A 24851-nucleotide genomic window follows, 5' to 3' on the forward strand; every position below is an offset into this window, starting at 1 on the left:
ACGAGGCAAGCGCTGGCCGCAGGGATCGTACGAGGGGGATGAGAACGCGGGCGGCGTCAGACGACTTCGTGACGATGAATGTCGTGCGTAATGAAGCCCGAGGCGCCGTTGGGCATCGCCAGCCACTCAGGATGCACAAGCGTACGCCGCACGTCATCGAGACCGCTCGCCCAGTGATCGAGCATGGTGGAGAGTCCGAACTGATAGTCCTTGTAGTGCCCCTCGTATTCCTTGTTGCGATAGATCAGTTGGATGACGTTATAGCGTTTGCTGCAAGCGATTTCTTCCGCCGCGTGGCACCACGGATCGCGCGCACGCACCTCCGCAGGCACTCGTTCCAGGACTTCGCGCAACACGCGACGATAGTGCTGCGCACGTTGGAGATTGTCGGTCACGAGACGCGTGCGGCTCGAGAACTGGATGTCTTTCTGCCGGTCGGCGACATCGTTCAGATTGTCGGGCAGCGGCCCGCGTGCACTCCATAAATCGACCTGAAACACCAGCGTGTCGCGACGCGGCGACGTGCCGAGCACTTCCGAGAGCGGCGTGTTCGACACGAGGCCGCCGTCCCAGAAATATTGGCCGTCGATCTCCACGGCGGGGAACCCCGGCGGCAACGCACCGGACGCCATGAAGTGCTCCACACGCAGCACTTCGCGTGTGTTGTCGAAATAGACGAAGTTGCCCGTGTGCACGTTGACGGCGCCCACGGACACCCGAATCTCGCGCGAATTGATACGGTCGAAGTCGACGAAGCGCTCCAGCGTACTGCGCAACGCCGACGTGTCGTAGTAGCTCGCATGCGCCGGATCGCCCATGGCGGTGGGCAGCGGTTGTGGCCAACGCGGCGTGAAAAAGCCCTTCTGACCTTCGACCATGGCGCGCCACGCCTGCCATGCACTGTAGGCAATGCGCCCCGACTCGGGGCCATTGAGGATGGCCGCTTCGAGCGGTGCCGGTAGTGGCGGGAATACGGCGGGCTCGCAGATCGCGCGCCAGAACGCCTCGAGCTGCGCCACGCGACGCTCCGGCGCATTGCCCGCAATGACGGCAGTATTGAGTGCGCCGATGGAAATACCCGCGACCCAGTTGGGTGCAATGCCGGCTTCGAACAATCCGGCATACACGCCCGCCTGATAAGCCCCGAGTGCCCCGCCGCCCTGCAAGACGAGTGCAACCGTCTCGTAAGGCGGCAGATCGATGGCGCGTTTGGGGACTGTCGGCGGATTGGCCGTCATGACCGTTCTCCTGAGACTTGCTGCTGACTTGGGGGCAGCGCCGGCACGAGACGGCCGGCGCGGGTGAAACCTGCGGCTTACTGCATGAACCAGCCGTGGCTCACCACGAACGACTGGCCCGTGAACGCGGCTGTCGGGAAGGTGGCGAGGAAAAGCGCGGTTTGCGCAACGTCGTCGACCGTGGTGAACACGCCGTCGACCGTGCCGCCGAGCATGACCTTCTTGACGACCTCGTCTTCCGAAATGCCCAGTTCCTTGGCCTGCTCCGGAATCTGCTTGTCGACGAGCGGCGTGCGCACGAAGCCCGGGCAGATGACGTGCGAGCGCACGTTATGCTTCGCGCCTTCCTTGGCGAGCACGCGGGCGAGTCCCAGCAAGGCGTGCTTGGCCGCCACATAGGCCGACTTCAGCGGCGACGCCTCATGCGAGTGCACCGAGCCCATGTAGATGACGATGCCGCCCCGGTCGTCCTTGTACATGTGCTTGAGCGCCGCCTTGGTGGTGAGGAATGCACCGTCCACGTGAATGGCCTGCATCTTCTTCCAGTCGGAAAACGCGTAGCTCTCGATGGGATTGACGATCTGGATGCCCGCGTTCGAGATCAGGATGTCGACCGAACCGAAGGTGGCGGCCACCTTGTCGATGCCGCTGTTCACCGCCTCTTCGCTGGTCACGTCCATCGCCACGCCGATGGCGCGGCCGCCGGCCGCCTTGATCTCTTCGGCCACGGCGTCGGCCCCCTGCTGGTTCAGATCGGCAATCGCCACGGCCGCGCCGGCGCGCGCGAGCGTGAGTGCGATTTCCTTCCCGATGCCACTGGCCGCACCGGTGACCACGGCGACTTTCCCATTCAACTGATTCACTGACTGGCTCATTTGCACACTCCTGATTCGTCAAGATGGCGGGTCATGCCGCGCACTGCGCGTCGGCATGGCACGTCGAACACGGGTTGCGGCCGGCAGGCCTGATGCGGCGAACCTGCCGAGCCACCGTTCAAACAGAAAAGGCGCCTTGCGGCGCCTTTTCCTGCGTTACCGCGCGATCGGCTTGTAGCGGATTCGCTTCGGTTTTGCTCCCTCCTCGCCGAGGCGTTTCTTCTTGTCCGCCTCGTACTCCTGATAGTTGCCGGGGAAGAACTCGACGTGCGAGTCGCCTTCGAAGGCCAGAATATGCGTGGCGATACGGTCGAGGAACCAGCGATCGTGCGAGATGACCATCACACAACCGGCGAACTCGAGCAGCGCGTCCTCGAGTGCACGCAAGGTTTCGACGTCCAGATCGTTCGACGGTTCATCGAGCAGCAACACGTTGCCGCCGGAGATCAGCGTCTTGGCCATATGCAGACGGCCACGCTCGCCGCCCGAGAGCGAACCGACCTGCTTCTGCTGGTCGGAGCCCTTGAAGTTGAAGCGGCCGATATAGGCACGCGACGGCGTTTCGTACTTGCCCACCGTCAGCACGTCGGCACCGCCCGAGATCTCTTCGAACACGGTCTTGCTGCCGTCCAGTGCGTCGCGGCTCTGGTCGACGTAAGCCATCTTGACCGTCGGCCCGACCTTGATCTCGCCGCTGTCCGGTTGTTCGCGGCCCGTGAGCATCTTGAAGAAAGTCGACTTACCGGCGCCGTTCGGGCCGATGATGCCGACGATCGCGCCCGGCGGCACGGTGAAACTCAGGTCGTCGATCAGCAAACGGTCGCCGAAGGCCTTCGACACGTTCTTGAACTCGACGACTTCGTTGCCCAGACGCTCACCCACCGGGATGAAGATTTCCTGGGTTTCGTTGCGCTTCTGATATTCCTGACTGTTGAGTTCGTCGAAACGGGCAAGGCGCGCCTTCGACTTCGCCTGACGGCCCTTCGGATTCTGACGCACCCACTCCAATTCCTTCTTGAGCGCCTTCTGACGGGCCGACTCGGTCGACTCTTCCTGCTTCAGGCGCTGTTCCTTCTGGTCGAGCCAGGAGCTGTAATTGCCCTTCCAGGGAATGCCGTGACCGCGGTCGAGTTCGAGAATCCACTCGGCAGCGTTGTCGAGGAAGTAGCGATCGTGGGTGACGGCCACCACGGTGCCCGGGAAGCGTGTGAGGAATTGTTCGAGCCAGTCGACCGATTCGGCGTCCAGGTGGTTGGTCGGTTCGTCGAGCAAGAGCATGTCCGGCTTCGAGAGCAGCAGACGGGCCAATGCCACACGACGCTTTTCACCGCCCGAGAGCACACCGATCTTGGCGTCCCACGGCGGCAGGCGCAGCGCGTCGGCGGCGACTTCCAGCGTTTGCTCGATGTTGTTGCCGTCGCTCGCGGCGAGAATCGCTTCGTACTTGGCTTGTTCGGCGGCTAGCGCATCGAAGTCGGCGTCCGGTTCGGCGTATGCCGCGTAGATCTCGTCGAGCTTCGTGCGCGCTTCGAACACTTCGCCCATGCCGCCTTCCACCGCTTCGCGCACCGTCTGCTCCGGATCGAGTTGCGGCTCCTGCGGCAGATAACCGATATTCAGGTTCGCCATCGGGATCGCTTCACCCTCGATCTCCTTGTCCACGCCCGCCATGATCTTGAGCAGCGTCGATTTGCCCGAACCATTCAGGCCCAGCACGCCGATCTTGGCACCCGGGAAGAACGACAGAGAGATGTCCTTGAGGATGTGACGCTTGGGCGGCACGATCTTGCCCACGCGGTTCATGCTGAATACGTACTGTGCCATTCGGCTTTCCTGATCCTGAAACGGTTATGACGGCTCGAAGGCGAGCGCCAGATAGCGGCAAGTTTAACAAAGCGCGGCGTCAGGCGCGTCGATGACGAGGTCGGCACGCGCATACGCGCAGCACGGCAGCAGCCAGCCCTGTCCCTTCTCTTCACGCGACAACCCTGGCCATTCGATGCGGTAGGCCACCGGCGCTGGCTCACCGCCGGTTTGCGCCTGACACAAACACGCGCGGCAGGTGCCATTGCGGCATAGGCTCGGCAGCTTGAAGCCGGCGGCTTGCGCCGCGAGCAGAATCGGTGTGCCGGCCGGGGCGTCGAACTGCCAGCCCGACGGCATGAGCGTGACACGGTAACGGGCCGGCTCGGGCGTTTCGATAGGCGGGGCGACGGGGCCGGGGGAAGCGCTGTCCAAAGGATACTGGGTCGGAAGTGATCGGGAGGGTGCACGGCGCGTCTTGCGCCAACGCGCTACCATACCTCGTTCCAGCGGCTTTTTGTCGCGTCCCCGAGCCCGCCTGCGGCCGTCACCTCCGAATACCGTCTCCCATGTCCGCTGCCCCCAAGGATTCTGCCGTCTCCGGCGACGCCGATGGCCAAGCCGGGCCCGCCCGCCTCGTCGATGCGACCGGGCTGGAAGCCGCCCTGCACACGTTCGCCGACGCGCGCGACTGGCATCGATTCCACACGCCGAAGAACCTTGCGATGGCGTTATCCGTCGAAGTCGCAGAGCTGGTCGAAATCTTTCAATGGCAAACGGACGCTGAAGCCAAGGCCGTCATGCAAACGAGCGAGGCCCGGCATGTGGAGCAGGAACTGGCGGATATCGCCATGTATCTCGTGCGGCTGTCGTCGGTTCTGGGCGTCGATCTGAACCGCGCCGTATCCGAGAAGCTCGTGATGAACGCGCAGAAGTACCCGGCGCCGCAAGGGTAATGTCTCGCGCGCCCTTGCAATTGCGCCCCGCGCCCGCATAACGGCTACGTCGGCCCCGAACGCCTATCAGACAACACTATGTCGCAACCCTTACACGCCTCGCAGGTATCGCAGCCCTCGTCCGGTGGCGCTCACGCGCACGGCAAGTCGTCGCGACGCACATTACCCGCACGCCCTCGCTGGTTGATGCTCGCTATCATCGCGTTGTTGCATGCATACATCGGCTGGCGCCTGCTCCCGCCGCTACCGGTTGGGCTCGGCTGGAAGGTGCTGGGCGGCATGTGGCTCGCCGCCTCGACCGTCCTGATTCCGCTGGGCCTGATGAGCCGTGCCATCCAGCGAGAGCCGCTCGCGACATTGCTGACATGGACCGGCATGACGGCCATCGGCGTCTTCTCGACGCTATTCGTCCTCACGCTGCTGCGCGATGTCGTGCTGGGCGTGGCGATGACCCTCTCGGCACTCGACGCACAGCTCGTCACCCGTTCTGCGGTCATCGCGCTGGGGCTCACCGCGTTGTCCACCCTGCTGGGCTTCTACAACGCGCGACGCCTCGCGCGCGTGGTCGACGTCGACGTTCCCATCGCGAACCTGCCGCCCGAACTCAAGGGTTTCACCATCGTCCAGTTGAGCGACATTCACGTCAGTTCGACGATTCGCCGCCGTTACATCACGGCCATCGTCGAAGCCACCAACGAACTCAAGCCGGATCTCGTCGCCATCACCGGCGATCTGGTCGACGGCGGCGTGCCTGCCTTGCGCGATCACATTGCGCCACTCGCCCAGCTCACCTCGCGCCACGGCACCTACGTGTGCACAGGCAACCACGAGTACTACTCGGGCGCACCCGCCTGGGTCGAGGAGTTGCGACGCATCGGCCTGACCGTGCTCGAAAACGAACACGTCGTGCTCGACCACGAAGGCGCGTCGCTCACCGTAGCGGGCGTGACGGACTTCACCGCACACCATTTCGACCCGGAAAAACGCAGCGACCCGCTCGCTGCCATCGCCGGAGCCCCCGACGGGGTGCCTCGCCTGTTGCTCGCCCATCAGCCGCGCAGTGCGTCGGCGGCACAGGAAGCCGGCTTCGATCTGCAACTCTCCGGACACACACATGGCGGACAATTCTGGCCGTGGATGTACTTCGTGCCGCTGCAACAGCCGTACGTGCACGGCCTGCACCGGCTCGGCCGCCTGGCGATCTATGTGAGCCGGGGCACGGGCTACTGGGGACCGCCCAAGCGGTTCGGTGCGCCCTCGGAGATCACACGCCTGCGTCTGGTGCCCGGCACGGCGTGAGCGGCAACGCCGCATTCGTGAATCAGGGCGAGGGCAACCGTCACGCGATGACGCTACAATCGCCCAGCCCCGAAAACCCGTCTTTCGCTTTCTCGTACCCGTTCTCCCGCTGCTCGCTGCCATGAAGTCACTCCTGCCCAGTACCTCGCTCGAAACCGTAGTCGTCCGTTTGCGCGGCAAGATTCAGGGCGTCGGCTATCGTCAGGCGGCGGTGCGTGAGGGTCACCTGATCGGCGTACGCGGCTGGGTGCAGGCCCTGCCCGAGGGCGACGTTCTCGCCACAGTGCAAGGTACGCCCGATCAGGTCGACAAGATGCTCGAATGGATGCGGCACGGGCCGCCCGGCGCGCGCGTAACGGAATTCGAAAGCGAGGTGGAATACACCGGCCGCCGTTTCGACCGCTTCGAACAGCTCTGACATGAAAACACCTACGCCCAGCACTCGTCAGGCCATCGACAGCGATGCACCGCGTATCGTCGCGCTGCTCGCGCAACTGGGCTACGACACGCCTCTGGACATCGTTCGGCGGAATATCGCCCTGTCAGCGGCGAATGGCGACGACGCAGCCTTCGTCGCAGTCGACGAGAACGCTCAGATCGTGGGATGCATGGGTCTGCACGCACTCACCATGTTTCATCTGGCGGGGCGGCTGGGGCGCATTACGGCGCTGGTGGTAGAGGAGAATGTGCGAGGCTCGGGCGTCGGGCACGCGCTGATGGCGGCCGCTCACGCATGGTTCAACGAGCGGGGGTGTGAGAAATTCGAAGTGACGAGCAGCGACCACCGGGTCGCCGCGCATCGCTTCTATGCGCGGCATGGCTATGCCCGCGATGGGCAACGACTTGCGCGCAAAAGCCAGACGTCTTCGCTGACTTAATTCTTGTGACGGTAGTTGATGCGGCCCTTGCTCAGGTCATAGGGCGACATTTCCAGCGTCACGCGGTCACCCGCCAGAATGCGGATGCGGTTCTTCTGCATGCGGCCGCTCGCATATGCCATCACTTCCACGCCGTTTTCGAGCGTGACGCGAAAGCGATTGTCCGGCAGCACATCCGAGACGTGTCCGCTGAATTCGATCAGTTCTTCCTTGGCCAATATCGTATCCTCTTGTGGGTGCCGCTCGCGAGGGCGCAGCACCGGTGTTACTGAAGGTTCGTTCGCCAATACCTTCGCCGCACCCTGTCTTTGACGGAGTGCACATCGAACGCCAAAAGGAGCCTACCCAGTGGACCGGCCATGAAGGCATGACGGCGCACCGAAAAGCGGCGATGGTTCGAAGGAGCAAGGCACATTGCGGCAGTGCCACAATGACGAGCAGTGCGTGTCGGGAGGGCGAAGACCGTGGGGTCCGCGTCACCGGCACAGCGAGTGATCCGGCTCGCAGGACATGGCTGTCAGCGGCGCCGATAAAGCATTTCGCGATCGTCAGGCGATGATCGGCGAATTTTCGCCGATCCCGCTAGGATACGCCTTTCTACATCGCCCGTGGAAAAAATATGACTTCGGCAAGCCCTTTTGGAGGCTTTTGCCGTGTATTCGTGGCGCAATGCATCAACGAAGGCGCCCGCGTCGGTCTGCCGCCGCGGGATTCACTCGGGGACAACGCGAACATGACGCGCGACGAGCGCTCAACTATGCTGTAGGTATCCGTAGCCCGCAGGAGGAAGACCATGAAGACAGTCGCTCAGATCCTGAAGTCCAAATCGGCCGACACGGTGTATCAGGTGCGCCCGACCGATTCGGTCCTCGATGCCTTGACCCTGATGGCCGAAGCGCGGATCGGCGCGGTACTGGTCAGTGACGACGACGGCAAAATCGTCGGCATCTTCACCGAACGCGATTACGCCCGCAAGGTGGCGCTCATGGGGCGCACCTCGGTCAATACACCGGTGCGCGACGTGATGACCTCAGCCGTGCGCTACGTAAGCCCCGATCAGACCAACGAGGAATGCATGTCGCTGATGACGGAACACCGCATCCGGCACCTGCCTGTCATGAAAGACGGTGAACTGGTCGGCCTGCTGTCCATTGGCGATCTGGTCAAGACCATCATCACGGAACAGCAGTTCACCATCGATCAGCTCGAGACTTACATTATGGGCGGGGGTGCCGCGCTGGTAGGCCGCACACCGCCGCGCCCCAGTTAAGTAAATACTCACTACCAACATTCTTGCCACCGGGCATTGCATCGCATTCATACCGGCAGCGCAATCAGGGACACGGCGCTTCGCTCGAAGCGCCGTTTTTTCGAGCATGTGACGCAAAGTGACGTAACGGGGCTGCCTCACGCGAAGGGGTGTGCCAAAATGCGAACACCCCTCCCGGTTTTCGACAGCATTCATGCCTGCCCTTGTCGCCTACATCCCTTAGCTCACCCGATCCGGCCTTCGCACGTCACGCACTTTCGATCACTGGGCGCTTGCCGTCCCAGTCCCTTGGCGCTCGCCTGCCGCGCAGCATCTGGGGGGTTGCCATTGCGGTACTCGCGCTGCATTGGCTGGTATGGATCGCCACTCCCGTACCGCTCGCCGGCCTCGGCGACAAATCACCCGAGCGCACGGCCATGCAGGTCACCATCATCACGCCGCCGGCCCCAAGGCGTTCGGCGCTTCAGCCCCCCTTCCCCACCGAATCGCCACGTGAGAGCAGGACAACACCCACAGCGCGTATTCCAGCGCCAGCGCCGGAGCCACGGCTAACGTCGCCGTCGGCAAAGCCCGCCGAGCCGCGGGTATCGCCTCCAGCGGCATTGAGTGCCCCAACCCTAACCCCAGCCCTTGACTGGCGCGCGGACGTTGCGCGGGAAGCTGGCACACAAGCGGCATCGAAAGCCTCGTCACCGGTCGCAAGTGCCGAACGCGCGATCACCGAGCAGTCGCAACGCGCCGCGCCACACGATACGCCCCCGGCGCAGGGCAGCGTGGCACAACGCGCCTTCGAGCGCGAATTCGGGCCAGGTCAGTCGGCGGTGAGTGGCCCCAAGGCCACGCGCGAGGGCGGCAATCCGGTAGGTACCCGGGAATGTATCGAGATGAATGGGAAGAAGACGTGCTCGCGCCAGCGCAATCTGGCAAACGACATCGACCCCTTCATGAAGCGCGAGCGCCTGTTCGCGCCCGAGATCGGCTCGCGCTGATTGTCGGACATCTATTTCACGGCGCCGGCCGCACGATGCCGGCTGGCGCCGTTGCAGCGCCGCCGCTTCGCCCGCTCGCAGGCGGGCCATGCTCAGAAACTCAGAAGTCTTCGGCGTCGACGTCGTAGTTCGACGGCTCCCAACGAATCGCCAGCAGCGCCAGCAAGCCGATGGCCGGCGCGGCAGCGATCACCCAGAACACCTTCGTCGCGAGCGCGGCTGCCAGCACCGGGAACAGAAACAGCGAGACGGTCGAGCTGGCACGCATGAGCGTCTGGTTAAATCCGACGCCAACGCCACGCAGCGACGTCGGGTAGCTCAGCGACGCGAAGGTCATCGAATGCGCCCCCGGGCCGAAGCCCTGGCCCAGCAGGAACAGCGCGAGAAAACCCAGCGCCCAGGCGACTTGCGCGGCGCCGTCGGGCTTGCCGACGAGTGCAAGGCCGACAAGCGCAGTCAACTGGCATGCGTAACCGAGTACCGTCAGCTTCCACGCACCGACCTTCGGTACCAGACGCACGCCGAGCAAACCGCCCGTGAACGCGAACAGCAGGTTCAGCGCGAGCGACATCAGAATCGTGGTGAGCATCGACTGCGCGAGAAAGCTCGCGATGATCACCGGCAACCCGAACGCCACCGCGTTATAGGCAAACGACGACGCCACTGCGATGATGGTCGCGAGCGTCGTGCGACGCAGGTACACACCTTTGAGCAGCGCGCCGTAGTTGCTCCATGCGGCGGGACGCTTCGGCGCCACGCGCTCGGCGTCGGCCGCCACGACGGCATCGATACCGTAGGAACGCTTCAGAATCTTCGCGGCGGCTTCGAGATCGCCCTGATTGGCGGCCCACACCGGCGATTCGCTCATGTAGCGGCTACGCACGGCGATGATCGCCAGCGCGGGGATGGCGCCGAAACCGAGGATGATTCGCCACAACAGCGCACTATGCGACGACGGCAGCACCGAATAGCACAGCAGCACGAGCAGATACGACGCGCAGATCGCCGCGTACCAGGTTGGGCACCACATCGCGACCCGCGCGGCCTTGTTGCCTCGCCCCTTGAGTTTCGAGAATTCGGCGAGGAATGCCATCGCCACCGGCAAGTCGATGCCAACCCCCAGCCCCATCACGAAGCGCGCGCCGGCGAGCACATACTCGTTCGGTGCGAACGCACAGGCGATGGCAGCGATCACGAAGCACAGCATATCGGCCATGAATACGCGATAGCGGCCGATGCGGTCGGTGAAGTAGCCGCCGAGGAAGGCCCCCACGATGGCGCCGAACGTGATGGCCGACGCCACCATGCCCGTGCCTGCCGGCGTGAGATGAAATTCGCGGGCCACGTCTTTCAGACCGAAGGCGAGCGCCCCAAGGTCGTACGCGTCGAGGAACACACCGCCGAGCGCAATGGCCACGATCCAACGCGCATTGGACACACGGGCGCCGCCCTCGTTGACGAGTTGTGCGACATCGGCAGCCGAGCGGATCACGGCAGGACCGGCGGCACCTTGGGCATGAGAAGCGGACGAAGCCGCAGGACTCGCGTATGCAGGCGCGGCGGAGGACAAGGAGACGTCAACGGACATGATGCGGAACAAGGAAGAAAACGATGGCCGGCCAATCCAGCGCCAAAGCCCGCGATGTTACCGCTTGGTACCGAGGCATCCAAGTGCTTTGTGGTTATATGCTTAGACGATTCCCGCGCCGCACGGCATGTTTTCTCAGAAAAATCGCATAACACTCGAATTTCCCTCAAAAAAGCAGCGGATTTCCCCAATGCGTTACGCGCTCACAGGGCATACCTCCATATCTCACCTGATGGGAATATCATCGAAAAGCGCATCGAATCGGGTGGGGCCTCCGCCAACCGGCGTCATAGTGGCACCTCCGCCATTACAAACGCTTACCTTTTCTTACAGCACAAAGGTCTGCGGAACCCTACATTCCGCGTCGTGGTCGCAATGGATGCGATACATTGTGCGCAACGTCCCCCGAATAAGGCGACGACGCATTTACCTCACGCTCACGAGGACGAACCAAAATGAACATCAAAGCACTTACGGGAATCAGCGCGGCACTGGCCGCCGCCATGTTGGCCGGCTGCGTTGCACCGGGCCCGCAATACGGGTACCAGCAGCCGGGCTACCAGCAGGGCTATCAACAACCGGGGTATCAACAGGGCTACCAGCAACCGCCGCAACAACAGCAGCAGATTCCGGGCGCACTGTATGGCCGTGTCGAATCGATTGAACAAATGAACGGCGCCAACAACAGCCCGAACATTCTCGGGACAGTGCTCGGCGGCGCCGCCGGCGGTCTTCTCGGCAACACGATGGGCGGCGGACGCGGACGCACCGCCACCACCATCGGCGGTGCCGTGATCGGCGCCATCGCGGGCAACCGTATCGAGAACGGCATGGGCCAACCGAACGTGCTTTACCGCATCACGGTGCGTCTGGACGACGGCCGCGTGGCAACCGTGACGCAAGCGCCGCCGCTGCGCGTCCAGCAGGGCCAGCGTGCTGCGGTCGCGAACGATACGGTGTATCCGTACTAATCGGGACCTGCACCAAAACGAACGCCCGCCGGGTTGTCCCCCGGCGGGCTTTTTTTTCTGGATCGATCACATTTTGACGGGGGGACGCCGGGGGGACGAAACGCGGCAATAATGCGGCGCCTGCGCGTTCACACGCAAAGCGAATTTAGCCTGATAAGATACGCGCGACCATCGGAGGGCTCTCGCCGTTCCGGAACTTTGTCGAGTCCCGCCAGTTACTGCTACCCTTCGAATTCCGTCATGTCGACCCAGACGACCTACCACCATCGGCTTTTCATGGCGATGGTCGGCGGCTTCAGCGCCGTGCTCAACGCAGGCGCGTTCTTCACCGTCCTACACTTAAACGGACACGACCCCAATACCCCTTATGGTCTGACACTCGTCGGCGCTTTGGCCGCTGCGGCGTTCATCGTATTCGCGCGCTTCCACCTGCTGGCAAGCGCTCGCAACGTCGGGTGGATGCTCGGGCGCGGCGCCATGCGCTGGTGCCGGCTGCTGCTCACGACGATCGTCCTGCTGTTTCTGACATACGAGCGCACGGAAGACGTGCGCCTGATAGTGGCAGAGTGGGTGCTGCTTGCCTTGCCGTTGCAGATGATCGGACTGGCCATCTTGCGCGGCATGGCGCACAGCATCAACAACGCCCCGGGCAATCAGCGGCGCGCCGCATTTTTCGGTCTTGGCCCCGAGGCGCGCAAGCTGCATATGCGCCTGCGCCGCTCCCCGATTCTCGGCATCCAGATTTCGGGCTATTACAACGACACACCGGTCACGCCGGACGATGGCGAAGTCCTGCCCCTGTACCTTGGCCGCTACGACGACGCCGCAGCACACATTCAGGCCAACGCCTACGAGATCGTCTTCATCGCCATCGGGCAACAGGACAACAAGGAGCTCACCAGCGACATCGTCAATCGCCTGTACGATTCGACGGCCGCCATCTACCTGCTGCCCGAGTTCCGCTTTCCCGGCGACCTGCCGATGACCAGCACGGACCTCGCAGGTGTGCCCTTGCTCGCACTGCACGACATCACGGTGCAGGGCATGTTGCGCATGATCAAGCGCAGCATCGATCTTGTAGGCGCGACGCTGCTGCTGATGCTACTGAGTCCGGTGATGATCGCCATTGCCATCGCGGTGCGATTCGACTCCCCCGGCCCGGTCCTTTTCCGTCAACGCCGCTACGGCGAACGCGGCGAGCCGATCGTCGTGCGCAAATTCCGTTCGATGCGCGTTGTCCAGCCGGAAGATGCTGCCGCCGCAGCAACGGGCGGACTGCGACAGGCGCACGCGGGCGACAGCCGCATTACGCCGCTCGGCAGGCATTTACGGCGCACGTCGCTCGACGAGCTACCGCAATTATTCGATGTGCTAAGCGGTTCGATGAGCCTCGTCGGCCCCCGTCCGCACGCCGAAGAACACAACGAAATGTACCGGCGAGTGATCCCCGGCTACATGCTGCGCCACAGCGTCAAGCCGGGCATTACGGGATGGGCGCAGATCAATGGTCTGCGCGGAGAGACCGACACGCCCGACAAGATGCGGCGCCGTGTGGAGTACGACCGTTACTACATCACCCATTGGTCGCTGTGGCTCGACATCAAGATCCTGCTCAAAACGATCCCCGTGATGGTGACGGGGCACAACGCCATCTGAGCGGCATCGCTCGCCGCGCACGCGAGGCGCCCCTCATGGAGACCCCTCATCGAGACATTACGCACACGGACGTCCTTCGCGGGCGAAAGCGCGCCACTGCCGCCAACAGATGCCGATGAAACGGCGGTCGTCGACGAGATAGCGACGCCACATGCGGCCCGGGTTCTGCAGGATGCGGAAGACCCATTCGAGGCCCGTGCGCTGCATCCACCTCGGTGCCCGCTTCTGCATGCCGGCAGAAAACTCGATGGCCGCGCCAACGCACAACATCACACCGCCCGGCATGGTGCCCGCGTAAGCCATCGCCCAACGCTCCTGCTTCGGCATGCCAAGACACACGAAGATGAGGTCGGGCGCAGCCGCACGAACGCATTGCGCGATCGCCTCTCCTTCGGGTCCCGTCGGGTCGAACGTCATGGAGGGAATCAACACGGTGAAGTCGAGACCAGGGAAACGGCGCGACAGTCCTTCGGCCAACTGCGCTTCCTGCCCTGGCCGTCCGCCCACGAAGATCGCGCGGCGTCCCGATGCCCGCGCCCTGTCGCACAACGCCGGCAGCAGATCGGCCCCGGTCACGCGTCCCGGCAACGGCATGCCGAAAAGACGGCTCGCCCAAATGATGGGCATGCCGTCGGCGAAGAGATAATCGGCTTCACGGTACTCCTGCTTGAACTCGGGCAGCTTGTCGAGCCGCACGATGTGATCGACGTTCGGTGTCACAACGATGCGCGCTCGTCCGTCGCGTTGCGCGGCGGCATGAGCGAGCACGTCGACCGCCGTATCGAACGGCACGGCAGCGATATTCAATCCGAACAGAGAAATGCTCGGCTCGAATCGATTGCGAAGGGAAGTGTCTGGCGCTGCTTTCGGATCGGTGTCACGGGTCATGACTTGTCGTATTCCTGTCACCCGGCGGTGCCGGATACGTTCGATGGCAGACACGATAGTAGCAGCGTGTCCCCCGTCCGTCAGCGACACTTTTCACCACATCGTGCGCACCTGTCGTTAAAAGTCGTCATGCCGGCATTGTGGATCGGCTACCATCGCAGCGGCTGCTCGCACCGCCTCTTTTCACCCATTTTTTTCTTTACGGTCAGCTACGCTGCCGGTTGCCGCAGACGATGATCCTCGACGCTCACGACATTCCCTCCGGCACCTGTCTGCAAGCCGACCTGTGTATCGCAGGTGCAGGCGCCGCCGGCATTACGCTCGCCCTCGCACTCGAAGCGAGCGGGCTCGATGTCATCCTGCTCGAGAGCGGCAGCGACGCACCCGAGCCGGCCGTCCAGCAACTCTATGCGGGCACCGTTGCCGACACCCGGCTCCATCCGCCCGCCGACAGTTACCGGGTGCGCCGCTTCGGCGGGTCGACCACCCTGTGGGGCGGACGCTGCATGCCGCTCGATGCCATCGACTTCGAAACACGCGACTACGTGCCGCACAGTGGCTGGCCCATCGGCCTTGACGACCTGATGCCCTGGTATGGGCAAGCCAATGCGTTGTGCGAGGCCGGCGAATTCGCCTACACCGCCGAACAGGCATTTCCGCCATCGCACCCGTCGCCGCCGATGATCGGCAACTTCGACAGCGATGTGTTTTCGACGAACACACTCGAGAGATTTAGCTGTCCGACGGATTTTGGAGGACGTTACCGGAACCGTCTGGCCAAGGGACGAGTGCGCGTCGTACAGCACGCCAATCTCTGCCGCCTGCCGATGCAGGAAGGTCAAACGCGTCTCGTCGGCCCGGCCGACGTCAGAACGCTCGATGGCAACACCTTTACCGTTGCCGCACGCGCCTACGTGCTGGCCACCGGCGGCCTCGAAGTGCCCCGTTTGCTGTTGAGCAGCCCCGGTGTCAGCGGCCGCGGCCTCGGGAACGCGCACGATATCGTCGGCCGCTATTACATGAGCCACCTGGCCGGGACCATCGGCACGCTCGATCTCTCGAAGGCAACCTCGGTCTGGCATGGCTACGACGTGTCGGACGAAGGCATCTATTGCCGCCGCCGGCTGGCGCTTCGCCCGCAAGCACAGCGCAACCTTCACACGGGCAACTTCATCGCCCGCCTGCACCATCCGCGCATTCCTGACGCAGGACACGGGAACGGCATTCTCTCGGCACTGTATCTGGCGAGGCCCATCGTGCCGTACGAGTACGCGAAGCGCCTCTACGGGGATGCGCCGGGTGGCGTTGGGAACTGGCTCGCACACGCACGCAACGTCGTCACGGATGTGCCCAACACCGTGCGTTTCCTCACGCATTGGCTGTTGCACCGGACGCTGGCTGCCCGAAAATTCCCCTCTGTGATCGTGCGGCCGGCCAACCTTCGCTTCAGTCTGGATTTCCACGCCGAACAAGTCCCCAACGCCCACAGCCGCGTGACACTGGGTGACGACGTGGATGCGCTGGGCATGCGCCGCCTCCACATCGACTGGCACTACACGGCGCAGGATGTCGCCACGGTCACCCGTGCCCTTGCCGCGCTTGCGCAGGAAGTCGAACGCACGGGCGTCGGGCACTTCTCGTACGACCCCGCCAGCGTAGAGTCCGAAATGACGCGCTACGGCGCCTATGGCGGCCACCATATCGGCACCGCGCGCATGGGCAGCGATCCTGCGAGCAGCGTGGTCAACGCCGACAGCCGCCTGCACGAGGCCGACAATGTATTCGTCGCAGGTGCGGCAGTCTTTCCGACCTCCGGTCAGGCGAACCCAACCCTGAGCATCGTGGCGCTGGCGCTGCGGCTTGCCGATCATTTGCAGGGGCACGCCAACGTGTCCACCCTGCCCCTGCCAACGGCTTCGACCGCCTCGACGGCTTCCCTTCCATCCACCTCCACCTGATTCCGCCCGCCACATGAAAGCCCGCATCCTCGTCACCGGCGCAACCGGCTTCATCGGCCGCCACGTCGTCAACGCCCTTGCTGCCACCGATTGGGCCGAACCGATTGCCGCGTCCCGCCGCGTCGACACCGGCCTGCGCGCCGTCGACGCGCTCAGCGCCACCTCCTTCGGCGCAGCACTCGCCGATGCCGACGGTGTGGTGAACTGCGTCGCCGGTTCGCCGGATACCATCGTTGCCAACGCCCGCGCGCTGCGCGGCGCGCTCGACGCACACAGCACTCCGTTACCGGTGGTGTATTTCAGTTCGATGGCGGTGTATGGCACGGCCGAAGGCCGAATCGACGAGACGGCGGCACTCGCGGGGGCAAGTCCTTACGGCATGGCGAAGGTGGAAGCCGAGCAAGTGCTCGCGGGCCTGCCGGCGGTCTCGCTGTTCCGCCCGGGATGCGTCTACGGCGGCGGCAGCCCGCAGTGGTCGGCGCGCATCGCGCAACTTCTGCGCGCGGGCCGCCTCGGCGATCTCGGTGCGGCGGGCGACGCGCACAGCAATCTGGTGCACGTCGACGATGTCGTTGCCGCCGCGCTCAGCGCGTTGCGCCAACCCGAGGCCGGTGGCCGCGCATATAACCTCGCCATGGCGAACGCGCCACGCTGGAACGAGTATTTCATCGCCTACGCGAAGGCGCTGGGCGCGACGCCCGTCAAACGCATCGGTGGACGTCGTCTGAAGATCGAGACGAAACTGCTCGCGCCCGCGCTCAAGATTGCCGAGATCGCAGGCCGCAAGATCGGCCTGAGGGCATTGCCGCCGGCACTGCCGCCGTCGCTCGCTCGCCTCTGGCAGCAAGACATTTGCCTCGATGCCAGTCTGGCAGAAAAGACCTTCGGTTTGACGTGGACGCCGTGGCGCGAGGCCCTTCAGGCAGAAGCGGTACGGTCCTGATCAACGGCGGGCGACACGCCCCGCCGTCCAGTGCCAGAGCGTGGTGAACGGCGACACGCCGAGCAGACGGCGTGCCGCCCACGCTGCGGCGGCGCCGTTCACGGCAATCGCGAGCGACGCCGCCGCCGACGCCCCAACGCTTCCGCCGATGGGCGTCAATACCGCAAGACCCAGCAACAGCACGCCGACCGATACCACGTTGATACGCATGAGTGCGCGCGTATGCGCCGTCATGCCCAGCAGTTCGGGCATCGCGGTGAAACAAGCCGCGGCAATCTGCCCGAGGGCCAGCACGCGCAATGCGCTTGCGCCGTCGTCATAGCCGTGGCCGAACAGACCCAGCAGGTGCTGCGGCATGACCAACATGCCCAGCGTCACCGGCAGCGCCAGACACAGCACCAGTCCGATGGCTTGTGCAGCACTTCGTTCGAGCCCCGGCAAATCATGACGCGCATAGAGGCTCGCGAATCGCGGAGCGGCCATCCCGGTCACGCCGCTGATCAAAATGTTGACGACCAGCGCCAGACGCCACGCGAGCGCGAAAAGCCCCGTCTCGCGCGAGGTGGCGACAATCCCGAGAACGATGGCGGGCGCCGAGGTAATCAGCAGCTTGGTCAGCTCCAGCGAGAAGAGCGACAGGCCGGGCTTTAGCAAGCCAGGGAGGACACCGTGCGGCATGTCTGCCGGAATCTCGCGCAGGAACCGTCGCAGCAGCACAGCACCGGCAATCGCAGCAAGCGTGAAGCTCACGGCGATCAGGACAAGAGCATTCGCCACTGTCAGGTGCCCTGTGACCACCAGCGGGATGACTGCCACGCAAAACACCGCGGGCCAGAGCCACGAATAGATCATCTGGCTGTAGCCCACGCGCTGCAATCCGGCGAGCGCGCCAGCGAGCGCCGCCCCCACGTTCTGAGGAACGAACGAGAGCGCCCCCAGCATAAGCGGTACCGTCAGCTCCGGCTTCCTCAGCACATCGTGCGCAAACAGCGCGGCTGCGGCGGCCAGCAAGACCGATACCGCCACCGACGCGAAGAAGACCAGCCCCAGCGCGCGTCGAATCGTAGGACGAACGGCGCCGAACTGCCCTGACGCGACGTCCATCGCCAACTGACGCGTGAGCGCCTGATCGATCCCCAATCGCCCGAACCCCGCGAGCGCCACCATCGTGCTGAAGACGATGTAGAAGTTGCCGGTATCGACAACGCCGAGCGCCGCTGCGATCAGCAAGTGAAAACCGTAGCGGCTGGGCAGGTCGAGCAAGCGAACGCCCAGGCTGACCACGCTGCCGCGAATCATCGAAGCGCCCGTCTTGCCCGGCGGCGTGCGCGTCTGCGTCATATCACTTCACCGGCTTGCGCAATACGAAGAGCATGATGCTCTGGGCCGGCAAATCGGCACGCAACTCGCCGCCGGAATACGTGGCATCCGGTTGGCGCGTCAATTGATTGTCTGCCAAACGCCAGACTTCCCCCGTGCCCGTCTGTGCGAAGTTGGCCAGCGAAATCGTGGCCTGAGCGGCGCGTTCGAGTTGCTTGTTGATGACAACGACGGTCAAGGCGCCGTCCTTCTCTCGCAGCGCGGCAAACGCTGAAACGGTGTCGGGGTCCGGAGCAGTGGCAGCGACACTGGTCGAGCCGAATTCACCTCCCTGGCCATCGTAATTGCGATACAGCTTGATCGCCTTATAGACCGGCATTGACGGATCGAGCGTGCCCCAGCGAGTCGCCATATCCAGCCTTTCTCTGCCGAAAATGCCCAGAATGTCGGCCTGCGCCGTCGCCCCGTTCATGCGGGTATCCGCCCCCCAGTTGTACTCGGTCAGCGCAATGGGTGTGCCGGGGTAGTAATACGTGTCGACCCATTGACGCATCATCGGAATCAGCGCGACCACGCTGTTGATCCACGTCGGGTCTTTGTAATTCGGGTCCCACAGGTTGCGCGTAGAGCGGTTGCGCATGAGCGCGATAGCCTGCGAATTGCTGCCGGCCGGCTCCTCGTACTCCTTGCTCTGCGGGTAGAAGTGCAGACTGAAGATGTCGACCGGACGGCCGGCCTTCTTCCACTGCGTGAGCAGCCACGGGATATAAGGCATGCCGCCGGTTTCGTGTTGACGGTCCGGGGCTTGCGCATAGCCGTGTTTGATCGAATGCTGCTGATCGAACCCGCTATAGAGGTAACCGTTCCAGCCCCATTCTTCCGGCGCGAGCACCTTCGCACCCGGGTCTGCCGTCTTCACCGCATGCGAATAGGCGATCACCTTCGCGGCAATTTCGCTCGCGTGGGCGCCAACAGGATGCGAATTGTTGTGGATCAGTTGCCACATGCTGGGCTCGTTATCCATGGCGTAGTACCGCACGCCCCCCGCACGCGCCGGCCCGAACTGTTGCACCATCGCTGTGACACGGGCCTGCTGGCTCGCCGGATCGTCGGGCACGGTGGCGTCGTTCGGATCGTTGACGACGGGCGTGCCGTCTCGCAGGATGCCGTTGCCCGCGTCGGTCATGCCGTCCACGTCGTGGTTCTGTTGCGGACCGTACTTGGCAATCGAGAAACTGGCCAGCCGTTCTCGGGCGCGTGACAGTGTGGCTACGCGCCCCAGCATCGAAATCGTGATGATGGGGGTCGCGCCTCCGGCCTGCGTCAGCGCAACGAAGCGATCGCCGAACTGGTCATTGATATCGGCCGGATTCACCGGCAGGCTTTCGTAATACCAGTCGCGGCCCGCGTTACGCGCGTCGAGCCGCCAGTTGTAGGCCGATGCGCTGTTCCCGCCCGAGCGATTGAGCGGCGCACGCAAGTCCTGCAGCATCGCCGTCGTGCCGAAATTGATGCCGTAGACCAGCGGGTTGATTGGATGACGATTCGCGGCGGCGTCCACCGCAATGGCGACCGGCAGCGGTTCGCCAGGGGTCGCGTTCGTGCAAGCTGCCGCCGACAACAGCACGGCCGCGCCCACCAGATGAATCAATTTGGGACACGCACTACGGCGCGGCAACACGCGGCGCATGGAGACTCCGGAGATCTGCACGATGATCGAAACCGCCTGCGCGCCAGATGTAGGCAAATATGGCCAGAATGACGGCGGTCTCGCCTGGCGCAAGCGTTGGGGGGTAAAAGAACGAGGCCAGCAGGACAAAGACGAGATAGTCGTATAGCGCGCCAAGGAAATCGTCTTCCACTTCCACGCGTAAGCGCCGGTAGAAGAACAGCCCCCGCAGTTGCAGGCAAACGATGAGCAATGCGCCGATCAGGCCGAACTCGAACACAATGCCCAGCCAGGTAATGTCCGCCAGGAAGAAGAAATGGTGGAAGTAGGTCGTGAGCGTATCGCCGCTCGCCGGGCTGATGGTGCCCACGCCAAACAACCAGCGCATCCAGTCGTCACCGAGAAAGCGGGTGGCCAATTGCGCCGAAATGCGACGCGTATCGAACCCGGTTTCGGTACCGGCGCTGAAAATCGTCGCCAGATACCCCATCGAGAAAATTGCAGCCAGCGCGACAGGCGCGACGAGCAGCAACCCGATACGTGCACGCGGGCGTGCCCAAACGAACGTGTTGATGACCAGCACGCCCATGATACCGATGGCCAGCGCGCGAGACTTCACGATCAGCAGCGCGACGGCCAGTCCGACAAGCGCGCCGGCGAGATAGCCGAGGTGCCGCTCAAAAAATGCGCGGCGGTAACAAAAAAACAACAGGATGAACGGGAAATACATCGACATCCGGATGCGATGCCCGCGACTGTCGCTGGTGAAGAATGGCGCCTGACCGAAGACGTAGGTTTCCTTGTACCAACTGGCAGGCACCACGATCCACATGACGATCAGCGCGCCGACGATGGCCGCGCCCAGAATCAGGAAGCTGCGCGCCAACTCGTTCAAGGTGGGCTTGAGCATCAGAAGCAGCGCGAGAAACGAGAAGAAATACAGAATCGGCAGCAGCTTCACTTGCGCCGTGACGCTCACGAAGACACTCTCGTGGAAATAGATGACGGCGGCGAAGCTCGGCACCAGTAGCAGCCAGGCGAAGCTCAGCAGCACTTGCCGGGTCATCGGAAAACGCGGCTGACTGCCCAGGCGCAGCACAAGCGGCAGCGTGAGTATCGGGAACGCCTTGGAGAGCGCCCATAACGGATACAGCGCCGTAATGTAATGGAAGGTCTGGCCGAACAACGGCAGGAGTATGACCAGACACCCGACGACAAACGTGCGCGGCAAGTCACCCGCGAAGACGGGCGGCAGTGCGTCCGTCGTATCGCTGGGTGCCGAGGAGTTCATGTCGAGGGTTTGCGGCCCGGCTGTCACGAAGTGGTTGAATTCGGTGGTTAGACTTGGCGAGTCCGGCTACCGCTGTGCGTTTGCGGCAACCGGACGAGAGGGGGCATCAGAAGCTGCGTGCGCCGTTGATGTCGTAATTCACGTTCTTCTGGAACGGCAGGCCCTTGTTGATGAACTGGTCGACCCACAGATCCACTTCGGCAATCGACGACTTCGGCACGAAGATCGTGTCGTTGGATTGCAGAACGATGTCCTGCGCCGGGTCGCCCTGCTGGGTGAGCGCCTTGACGTCGACCGTACGTAACATCGGACGACCGTCCGGGCTGCGGCGAATCAGCACGATTTCGCCGGTGCGAGCCGTATCGAGCAGACCCTGTGCGGTGATGACCGCCTGCATCACGCTCATGCCCGGCGTGAGCGCCAACTCGCCGGGCTTGCCCACTTCGCCGCCCACGAAAATGTGCGCGGCGGTCTGCGTCACAGCGACAATCGCGTGTGCGTTGGCCGTCATGCCGTTGGTCGCCAGGGCGCGGTTGACCGTCTCGCCGAATTGGGCGAGCGTCTGGCCTGCGGCCGGCAGATTACCGGCGAACGGCATGGCGATCGTGCCATCCGGGGCAACGCGGCCCTTGTAGTTGAGTTCGACGTTGAATGGCAGAACCACCGAGATGTCGTCGCCGGCCAGCAACCGGTACGGGCTCGGCGTGGCGTCGACCCAGGTGGCGAAGCGATCGGCTTGCTGGTATTTCGTGTCAACCCACGTGTGGGTGCATGCCGTCAGCATCGTCAGCACCAGTACGCAGGTCGGGCGGAGAATATTCATTGGACAGGTGGCAGGAAGCCGAGGAGTTTCACGGTTTGGAGCGTACTCTAGAGCAGTTCGGCCGTCTCGCCAAGCGCGATAAAACGGCGTCGGATTTATAGGACAATACAGGTTTCGGGGGGACTTTTCGGGGACTTTCTTCCGTAAGATATGCGCCTGGCAACCATCCGAAATGGCCGGGCAACCTTTCCGCTTCTTGCATCTCTATGGCAATTACGACTAGAACAAGGCCTGACCGGCGTGCCGCTGTCGTCGACGTGACGATCCGGGATTATCTCAATACATTCTTCTATTACCGCAAGATTGCGACAACCGTATTTCTCGCAATCGTTGCCATCGGCATTCTCGCCGCCCTGTTCGTGCCCATTCCGTACAAGGCACAAGCCACGCTGCTGGTGCTCAACGCGGGTTATTACGATCAGACCAACAACCCGAATCCCGGCGTATCGATGCAGCCGCCGCCCGGCCAGTTGAACGGCGTCGAAGCCCAGATTCTGTCGAGCCCGGAACTGCACCGGGATGTGATTCTGTCGAAATTGGGGCCGGGGGCGACCGAAAGCGACATCAATCGCGAATTGCAGAATTTCGAGCGCCGCCTGCACATCGAGCAGAACGACCTCGCCAACACCATCTCGCTGACCTATTCGGACACTGATCCGAAAGTGGCGGCTGACGCCCTGGCGCGTCTGCTCGACAAGTATTTCCGCCAACGCGCGTCGATTTTCACCTCGGGCCGTGTCAATCTGCTGGTCAGCCAGCGCGACGACGTGGGCAAGCAACTCGACAAGGCCGACGCCGATTTGCTCGCGTTCCAGAAAAAGCACGGCATCGTCAAGATCGACGACCAGACATCGCGCGCCGTGCAGCTCGAGGCCGAACTCGTGCAACGCAAGCTGGAAACCGACGCCAAGCTGGCGCAGGACCGCAGCGAACTGAAGTCGTTGCAGACGTCGACCAAGGACGTGCGCTCGACCATTCCGATTTACGCGGATGATTCCGAATCCAGCCGTGCGATCAACGGCATGCAGGTCACGCTCATGGAGTTGGAGACCAAGCGTGCCGACTTTGCTTCGCGCTATTTGCCGACGTCGCCCTTCGTGCAGCAGCTCGACAAGCAGATTGCCGACATGCGCGCCAATATCGCGAACCAGAAGCAGCAGATGATGACGGCGACGCGTCTGGGCCACAACAACTACTACGACGTGGTGCAGGAACGTCTGGCGGTTCTCAACGCGAGCATTGCAGGCGGCCTCGCACAGCAAAGTGCGCTCGACGATCAGATCAAGCAAACGCGATCCAAACTGCAAGGGATGAGCGATGTTTCGAGCCAGTTGAGTCAGTTGCAGGCACGCCGCGACATTCTTGCCGACAGCTTCAAGGACCGCTCGCGTCAGGTCGAACTCGCGCGCGTGCAGCAAGGGCAGGTGAGCCAGATCAACGGCACGAACGTGCGCGTGATTCAGGCACCGTTCCCGCCATCGCAGCGCAGCGTTTCGGCCAGCCTCCTGATTGCCGCATCGATCGTCGCCGGCCTGCTGATTTCCGCGCTGACGGTGCTGATTATGGCGAGCATGCGTGAGACTTTCCTGAGTCCAGAACAGGTGGAACGCGCGTTGCTTCTGCCGGTCGTCAACGCACCGGTGCTGCTCGGCGGCGACCGGCGAACCGGCGCGGCGGATGTTGCAGGCACGGCGGGCGCGACAGGGGCGGCAGGTGCCGCTGCCGTGCATCCTGCGAACGCCGCGAGCGCCGACACCGAACCCGCTTTCGCGCGCCCGGCGCATCTGGCCTACGGCCGCATGATTGCAGCGATCAATAGCGCCACCGACGCACACGCCAAGGTCGTCATGGCTCTCTCGTCGGGCAAGAACGACGGTCTGCCGTCCGTCATTCAGGGTCTGACCACGGAGCTCGAACATCGCACGGCCAAGCCGATCCTGATCCTCGACATCGCCTCCACACCGGATTCGCCGACGTATGGCAAACCCAATGCGCAGGGCCTCCTGGCATGGCCGTCGAACGGCGGCAGCGGCACGCTCAACGCCGACGCTACCGCGCCAGCCGACTCGGCCGCCATCGACGATCTCAAGTTCACGCGGGTGGAAGACCACAACATTGTCGTCGCGCAGCCGCGCAGCGGGGCGATCCCGTCGTCTTGGCAGCAGGTCAACCGTCTGTTCGAGGCGCTGCGCGAGTCGCACGATTACATCGTCGTCCATGCCCCGCCGTCGAGCCAGTCGTTCACCGGTATCGAGAACGCCTCGCTGGCCGATGCCACGGTGCTTGTGGTGCGGGCCGAAGTGACGCGCAAACCGGTCGTCGCAGAACTCAAGGCACAAGTCGAAGACGCGGGCGGGCGACTGATCGGCGTGGCGCTCACACATCGTCGCGGGTATATCCCGAGCTTCGTCTATCGCTTCTTCTAACCGTCGGCAT

Annotated in this window: 22 protein-coding genes; 11 read left to right on the plus strand and 11 right to left on the minus strand. The window is 63.4% G+C overall.

Annotation, left to right across the window (positions count from 1 at the left end; all coding sequences use genetic code 11):
- Window positions 1–56 precede the first annotated feature (56 nt).
- From PCO31110_RS20220 to PCO31110_RS20235, 4 genes are all read right to left on the minus strand, one after another.
- Window positions 57–1238, minus strand: a complete 1182-nt coding sequence (locus tag PCO31110_RS20220; protein ID WP_010808701.1) for a DUF3734 domain-containing protein — start codon at window positions 1236–1238, stop codon at window positions 57–59.
- Window positions 1239–1315: 77 nt separating this feature from the next.
- Window positions 1316–2113: a 3-hydroxybutyrate dehydrogenase gene (locus PCO31110_RS20225; protein ID WP_036662277.1), complete on the minus strand. Its 798-nt coding sequence runs from the start codon at window positions 2111–2113 to the stop codon at window positions 1316–1318.
- 156 nt (window positions 2114–2269) lie between these two features.
- Window positions 2270–3937: an energy-dependent translational throttle protein EttA gene (ettA, locus tag PCO31110_RS20230; RefSeq protein ID WP_010808703.1), complete on the minus strand. Its 1668-nt coding sequence runs from the start codon at window positions 3935–3937 to the stop codon at window positions 2270–2272.
- 63 nt (window positions 3938–4000) lie between these two features.
- Window positions 4001–4351 carry a 2Fe-2S iron-sulfur cluster-binding protein gene (locus PCO31110_RS20235; RefSeq protein ID WP_306439169.1) on the minus strand — a complete coding sequence of 117 codons (351 nt, stop codon included), beginning with the start codon at window positions 4349–4351 and terminating at the stop codon, window positions 4001–4003.
- 134 nt (window positions 4352–4485) lie between these two features.
- Here PCO31110_RS20235 and PCO31110_RS20240 point away from each other — a divergent pair, with 134 nt between their 5' ends.
- The 4 genes from PCO31110_RS20240 to PCO31110_RS20255 all read left to right on the plus strand — a co-directional run bounded on the left by PCO31110_RS20240 (window position 4486) and on the right by PCO31110_RS20255 (window position 7049).
- Complete coding sequence (locus PCO31110_RS20240) at window positions 4486–4872, plus strand: nucleotide pyrophosphohydrolase (protein ID WP_150691273.1); 387 nt, start codon at window positions 4486–4488, stop codon at window positions 4870–4872.
- Between the two features lie 186 nt (window positions 4873–5058).
- The gene (locus PCO31110_RS20245; protein WP_150691341.1) at window positions 5059–6171 is read left to right on the plus strand and encodes a metallophosphoesterase; all 1113 of its coding nucleotides are present in this window, start codon (window positions 5059–5061) and stop codon (window positions 6169–6171) included.
- A gap of 121 nt (window positions 6172–6292) precedes the next feature.
- Entirely contained in the window at window positions 6293–6589 is a 297-nt protein-coding gene (locus PCO31110_RS20250) for an acylphosphatase (RefSeq protein WP_150691274.1), read from the plus strand.
- A gap of 1 nt (window position 6590) precedes the next feature.
- A complete protein-coding gene (locus PCO31110_RS20255; RefSeq protein WP_010808708.1) occupies window positions 6591–7049 on the plus strand; it encodes a GNAT family N-acetyltransferase in 459 nt (152 codons plus the stop codon).
- On the opposite strand, the gene infA is transcribed toward PCO31110_RS20255, so the two are convergent.
- The gene (infA, locus tag PCO31110_RS20260; RefSeq protein WP_010808709.1) at window positions 7046–7267 is read right to left on the minus strand and encodes a translation initiation factor IF-1; all 222 of its coding nucleotides are present in this window, start codon (window positions 7265–7267) and stop codon (window positions 7046–7048) included. The genes PCO31110_RS20255 and infA overlap by 4 nt on opposite strands.
- A 575-nt stretch (window positions 7268–7842) precedes the next feature.
- Between infA and PCO31110_RS20265 the strand changes: the two genes are divergently transcribed.
- Window positions 7843–8319, plus strand: a complete 477-nt coding sequence (locus PCO31110_RS20265; RefSeq protein ID WP_010808710.1) for a CBS domain-containing protein — start codon at window positions 7843–7845, stop codon at window positions 8317–8319.
- A gap of 272 nt (window positions 8320–8591) precedes the next feature.
- A complete protein-coding gene (locus tag PCO31110_RS20270) occupies window positions 8592–9308 on the plus strand; it encodes a hypothetical protein (protein ID WP_150691275.1) in 717 nt (238 codons plus the stop codon).
- Between the two features lie 100 nt (window positions 9309–9408).
- Here the strand turns inward: PCO31110_RS20270 and PCO31110_RS20275 are convergent, their stop codons facing one another.
- Complete coding sequence (locus PCO31110_RS20275) at window positions 9409–10896, minus strand: MFS transporter (RefSeq protein WP_036662356.1); 1488 nt, start codon at window positions 10894–10896, stop codon at window positions 9409–9411.
- Between the two features lie 455 nt (window positions 10897–11351).
- Here PCO31110_RS20275 and PCO31110_RS20280 point away from each other — a divergent pair, with 455 nt between their 5' ends.
- Window positions 11352–11867, plus strand: coding sequence for an outer membrane lipoprotein (locus tag PCO31110_RS20280; protein WP_010808713.1), 516 nt, complete (start codon window positions 11352–11354; stop codon window positions 11865–11867).
- Between the two features lie 240 nt (window positions 11868–12107).
- Window positions 12108–13523: an undecaprenyl-phosphate glucose phosphotransferase gene (locus PCO31110_RS20285; RefSeq protein WP_010808714.1), complete on the plus strand. Its 1416-nt coding sequence runs from the start codon at window positions 12108–12110 to the stop codon at window positions 13521–13523.
- 57 nt (window positions 13524–13580) lie between these two features.
- On the opposite strand, the gene PCO31110_RS20290 is transcribed toward PCO31110_RS20285, so the two are convergent.
- The gene (locus PCO31110_RS20290; protein ID WP_150691276.1) at window positions 13581–14411 is read right to left on the minus strand and encodes a WecB/TagA/CpsF family glycosyltransferase; all 831 of its coding nucleotides are present in this window, start codon (window positions 14409–14411) and stop codon (window positions 13581–13583) included.
- Between the two features lie 233 nt (window positions 14412–14644).
- Here PCO31110_RS20290 and PCO31110_RS20295 point away from each other — a divergent pair, with 233 nt between their 5' ends.
- Complete coding sequence (locus PCO31110_RS20295) at window positions 14645–16369, plus strand: FAD-dependent oxidoreductase (RefSeq protein ID WP_150691277.1); 1725 nt, start codon at window positions 14645–14647, stop codon at window positions 16367–16369.
- Window positions 16370–16382: 13 nt separating this feature from the next.
- Entirely contained in the window at window positions 16383–17312 is a 930-nt protein-coding gene (locus tag PCO31110_RS20300; protein WP_010808717.1) for an NAD-dependent epimerase/dehydratase family protein, read from the plus strand.
- Here PCO31110_RS20300 and PCO31110_RS20305 read toward each other — a convergent pair whose 3' ends face one another.
- The 4 genes from PCO31110_RS20305 to PCO31110_RS20320 form a co-directional block, all read right to left on the minus strand.
- The gene (locus tag PCO31110_RS20305; RefSeq protein WP_246189917.1) at window positions 17313–18653 is read right to left on the minus strand and encodes an oligosaccharide flippase family protein; all 1341 of its coding nucleotides are present in this window, start codon (window positions 18651–18653) and stop codon (window positions 17313–17315) included.
- 1 nt (window position 18654) lies between these two features.
- Window positions 18655–20322, minus strand: coding sequence for a glycoside hydrolase family 44 protein (locus tag PCO31110_RS20310; RefSeq protein ID WP_010808719.1), 1668 nt, complete (start codon window positions 20320–20322; stop codon window positions 18655–18657).
- Window positions 20297–21592: a hypothetical protein gene (locus PCO31110_RS20315; protein WP_010808720.1), complete on the minus strand. Its 1296-nt coding sequence runs from the start codon at window positions 21590–21592 to the stop codon at window positions 20297–20299. The genes PCO31110_RS20310 and PCO31110_RS20315 overlap by 26 nt, the downstream gene beginning before the upstream one ends.
- A 106-nt stretch (window positions 21593–21698) precedes the next feature.
- Window positions 21699–22415 carry a polysaccharide biosynthesis/export family protein gene (locus tag PCO31110_RS20320; protein WP_010808721.1) on the minus strand — a complete coding sequence of 239 codons (717 nt, stop codon included), beginning with the start codon at window positions 22413–22415 and terminating at the stop codon, window positions 21699–21701.
- Between the two features lie 206 nt (window positions 22416–22621).
- Between PCO31110_RS20320 and PCO31110_RS20325 the strand changes: the two genes are divergently transcribed.
- The gene (locus tag PCO31110_RS20325; protein WP_150691278.1) at window positions 22622–24841 is read left to right on the plus strand and encodes a GumC family protein; all 2220 of its coding nucleotides are present in this window, start codon (window positions 22622–22624) and stop codon (window positions 24839–24841) included.
- Window positions 24842–24851 lie beyond the last annotated feature (10 nt).

The organism is Pandoraea communis (assembly GCF_902459745.1).
Lineage (GTDB): Bacteria > Pseudomonadota > Gammaproteobacteria > Burkholderiales > Burkholderiaceae > Pandoraea > Pandoraea communis.

Bases quoted from the DNA above. Each gene is read 5' to 3' on its own strand.
- PCO31110_RS20220 (WP_010808701.1), bottom strand. From the start codon at position 1,238: ATGACGGCCAATCCGCCGACAGTCCCCAAACGCGCCATCGATCTGCCG.
- PCO31110_RS20225 (WP_036662277.1), bottom strand. From the start codon at position 2,113: ATGAGCCAGTCAGTGAATCAGTTGAATGGGAAAGTCGCCGTGGTCACC.
- ettA (WP_010808703.1), bottom strand. From the start codon at position 3,937: ATGGCACAGTACGTATTCAGCATGAACCGCGTGGGCAAGATCGTGCCG.
- PCO31110_RS20240 (WP_150691273.1), top strand. From the start codon at position 4,486: ATGTCCGCTGCCCCCAAGGATTCTGCCGTCTCCGGCGACGCCGATGGC.
- PCO31110_RS20245 (WP_150691341.1), top strand. From the start codon at position 5,059: ATGCTCGCTATCATCGCGTTGTTGCATGCATACATCGGCTGGCGCCTG.
- PCO31110_RS20250 (WP_150691274.1), top strand. From the start codon at position 6,293: ATGAAGTCACTCCTGCCCAGTACCTCGCTCGAAACCGTAGTCGTCCGT.
- PCO31110_RS20255 (WP_010808708.1), top strand. From the start codon at position 6,591: ATGAAAACACCTACGCCCAGCACTCGTCAGGCCATCGACAGCGATGCA.
- PCO31110_RS20265 (WP_010808710.1), top strand. From the start codon at position 7,843: ATGAAGACAGTCGCTCAGATCCTGAAGTCCAAATCGGCCGACACGGTG.
- PCO31110_RS20275 (WP_036662356.1), bottom strand. From the start codon at position 10,896: ATGTCCGTTGACGTCTCCTTGTCCTCCGCCGCGCCTGCATACGCGAGT.
- PCO31110_RS20280 (WP_010808713.1), top strand. From the start codon at position 11,352: ATGAACATCAAAGCACTTACGGGAATCAGCGCGGCACTGGCCGCCGCC.
- PCO31110_RS20285 (WP_010808714.1), top strand. From the start codon at position 12,108: ATGTCGACCCAGACGACCTACCACCATCGGCTTTTCATGGCGATGGTC.
- PCO31110_RS20290 (WP_150691276.1), bottom strand. From the start codon at position 14,411: ATGACCCGTGACACCGATCCGAAAGCAGCGCCAGACACTTCCCTTCGC.
- PCO31110_RS20295 (WP_150691277.1), top strand. From the start codon at position 14,645: ATGATCCTCGACGCTCACGACATTCCCTCCGGCACCTGTCTGCAAGCC.
- PCO31110_RS20300 (WP_010808717.1), top strand. From the start codon at position 16,383: ATGAAAGCCCGCATCCTCGTCACCGGCGCAACCGGCTTCATCGGCCGC.
- PCO31110_RS20305 (WP_246189917.1), bottom strand. From the start codon at position 18,653: ATGACGCAGACGCGCACGCCGCCGGGCAAGACGGGCGCTTCGATGATT.
- PCO31110_RS20310 (WP_010808719.1), bottom strand. From the start codon at position 20,322: ATGCGCCGCGTGTTGCCGCGCCGTAGTGCGTGTCCCAAATTGATTCAT.
- PCO31110_RS20315 (WP_010808720.1), bottom strand. From the start codon at position 21,592: ATGAACTCCTCGGCACCCAGCGATACGACGGACGCACTGCCGCCCGTC.
- PCO31110_RS20320 (WP_010808721.1), bottom strand. From the start codon at position 22,415: ATGAATATTCTCCGCCCGACCTGCGTACTGGTGCTGACGATGCTGACG.
- PCO31110_RS20325 (WP_150691278.1), top strand. From the start codon at position 22,622: ATGGCAATTACGACTAGAACAAGGCCTGACCGGCGTGCCGCTGTCGTC.